This is a genomic window from Mycobacterium sp. (assembly GCF_050701675.1).
Classification (GTDB): domain Bacteria; phylum Actinomycetota; class Actinomycetes; order Mycobacteriales; family Mycobacteriaceae; genus Mycobacterium.
The window spans coordinates 1-2,478 of record NZ_JBOGDD010000370.1; the positions used below are offsets into that span (position 1 = coordinate 1).

Sequence of the window (2,478 nt, forward strand, 5' to 3'; positions counted from 1 at the left end):
TCAGTAGTCCACTCGAGGCGCGAACGGCCTTGAGGTAGTTCACCTTGATCTCTACCGACGTGTAGCCCTTGCCCTGGGGAAGCGTGCTGTGCAGGGCACAGCCCACGACGGAGTCGAGCAGCGTGCACACCAGCCCACCGTGAACCATTCCGATCGGGTTGTACGCGGATTCGTCGGGCTGGCAGGTGAACACCACGCGCCCGGGATCTGCAGAGACCATCGTGAACTCCATCAGCCCGGAGATCGGCGGTGGCGGCAGCGTGCCGTCGATCATGGCGTGCAGATAGTCGATCCCCGGCATGGACAGGCCGGTGGCCGTGGTCGGCGCCGGGTCGTGCCACGACACGATCTTCGAGCGGTGTTCGCCCCACCCCGTGCCGTCGGTGTCGGTGAGTTCGGTGGTCACGGAGTCTCCCGGTGTCTGTCGAAGTTGCGGTAGCGGGCTGGACGTAGGGGGTCGTCGACGGCCACGGCATGGGTTGCGCCCCACGCCAGCAGGGCATCGAGGACGGGAAGTAGGGCGCGGCCCGATTCGGTCAGCCCGTATTCGTCGCGCCGCGGCCGGTCCTGATACGGCGTGCGGGCGATGACGCCTGCCGTCTCGAGGGTCCGCAGGCGGGCGGCGATCCGGTCGCGGGGTGCGCCGGTACCCGCCACGATGTCGCCGAATCGATTTGCGCCCAAGGCAATCTCGCGCACCACCAGAAGTGCCCACTTTTCGCCGACGACCTCCATCGCCGCGGCGATCGGGCAGGGCCGACCCGGCAGCGCGGCAAGCGGAACGATGGACATCCTGCTAGCCTGCCAGGAGTGAGTTTGAATATCAAACTAAAGCCGGTATCGCTGCTGCCGGTCGCGGCGGGCACGGCGCTCGTCCTGGTCACCTACGTGACCCCGATGGCGACTCTCGCGACCACGGCGGCGGGCCTTCGGGCCGGAGCCGGAACTCAGGCGTGGCTGCTCAGCTCGATGTCCGTCGGCCTGGCGGCCGGTCTGTTGACGGCGGGCGTCGTCGGGGACAACGTGGGGCGGCGGCGCGTCTACGTCGCCGGGCTGGTGGCGCTCGCCCTTGGTGCCCTCGGTTGCTTCGTCGCACGGGAACCCGTCGGGTTCGTCATCGGGCGTGTCGTCGAGGGGTTGGGGGGCGCGGCGGTGCTGGCCTGCGGACTTGCGATCCTCGCCAACGACTTTCCCGAGGCCCGGCGCCGCACCCACGCGACGGCGGTGTGGGGGACCAGCGTCGGGGTCGGCATCTCCGTCGGCGCACTGTTGTCGGCGGTACTCGGGGCGGCGCGGTGGCGGGAGTCATATCTGGCGGTCGGAGTGATCGCACTGGTTCTCCTGTGGCCCAGCATCTCCCGCATCGGTAATTCACGGGCGGCGAATAGGCGTCGCCTCGATATGGCGGGTCTGGGACTGTTCGCGGCGGCGATGATCCTGTTGGTGTGCGCGCTGACTCTCGGGCGTGGCGGCATTCGGGTCATGCCCGTGGTCCTCGGTTCCGCCGGAGTGGTGGCTCTGCTCGCCTTCGCCGTCACCGAGTCGCGCGTCCGGGATCCCCTCATCGAACCGAAGCTGCTTCGGCACAATCGGTTCCGTGCCGCGACCGTCGGATCACTCGCCGTCGGTTCCGGCGTCACCGCCACCGTGTCGTTCGTCCCGACGCTGGCCCAAGTCGGACTCGGGTCCGGGCTCTGGACCGCGAGTCTTCTGGTCGTCGCGTGGTCCGGCACCAGCGTGGCGACGGCGTACCTCTCGCGCCACGTCCGACATCCGCTGCAGGGGCCAACGCCGATCGCCACGAGCCTGGTGATCGTGGCGGTCGGCCAGGCGCTCGGCTACGGATTGAATTCCGAGTCGAGCCCGTGGCGATTGGTGCCATCGCTGGTGGTGGCTGGCGTGGCCACGGGTCTGCTCAACGCGCTGCTCGGCCGCGAGGCCGTCGCCAGCGTCGAGGCCGATCGTGCGGCCATGGGCAGCGGCGCCAACAACACGGCGCGGTATTTCGGTGCGGCGGTCGGCATCACGTTGTTCGTCGTCATCGCGACGCACGTCGCAGGCGATCTCGCTGCCGGTTGGAACGTCGCGATCCTGGTCTCGGCCGCGATCTCGCTGATCGGCGCCGCTGGCGTCGCGCTCGCGGGGAAATCGCCTCGGCTCCCTGCCGTGTCGGCGCCCACCGCCGTCGAGTCGTAGAACGCCGGAGCTGATCATCGCGACGGAGTGGCCGGGGCAACTGCACGCGGGCTGGCGCCGCTGTGCTACGCAGGGGTCATGACGGCCTTCGACGATCTCGACGACTTCCTCGCGCTGCCTCGGGTGTCCGGCCTGGCCGTGTCGCCCGACGGATTGCGCGTCGTCACCACCATCAGCGAGCTCAACGAGAAGCGCACCGAGTTCGTCACCTCGGTGTGGGAGCTCGACGCTGCAGGTGAGCGAGCGGCGCGACGCCTCACCCGTGGGGCCAAGGGGGAGGCG

General features: G+C 69.3%; 3 protein-coding genes and 1 pseudogene. 2 read left to right on the forward strand and 2 right to left on the reverse strand.

The features are described from left to right. Nucleotides 1–406, reverse strand: a 406-nt coding sequence (locus tag ACRDUX_RS10990; RefSeq protein WP_526413775.1) for a PaaI family thioesterase, incomplete at its 3' end; no start/stop codon positions are given. Continuing rightward, nucleotides 403–792 (reverse strand): winged helix-turn-helix transcriptional regulator, encoded by a 390-nt coding sequence (locus ACRDUX_RS10995; RefSeq protein WP_526413777.1) that lies wholly within the window; start codon nt 790–792, stop codon nt 403–405. The genes ACRDUX_RS10990 and ACRDUX_RS10995, both read right to left, overlap by 4 nt. 18 nt (nt 793–810) lie before the next feature. On the opposite strand from ACRDUX_RS10995, the gene ACRDUX_RS11000 reads away from it, so the two are divergent. Together ACRDUX_RS11000 and ACRDUX_RS11005 are read left to right on the forward strand one after the other, a co-directional pair. Beyond that, on the forward strand, nt 811–2,196 hold the full coding sequence (locus ACRDUX_RS11000) for an MFS transporter (RefSeq protein WP_526413779.1): 1,386 nt from the start codon (nt 811–813) through the stop codon (nt 2,194–2,196). 78 nt (nt 2,197–2,274) lie between these two features. Beyond that, a pseudogene (locus tag ACRDUX_RS11005) lies at nt 2,275–2,478 on the forward strand (S9 family peptidase); the annotation flags it as partial.

Coding starts and splice junctions, on each gene's coding strand:
- ACRDUX_RS10995 (WP_526413777.1), bottom strand. CDS start 792: ATGTCCATCGTTCCGCTTGCCGCGCTGCCGGGTCGGCCCTGCCCGATC.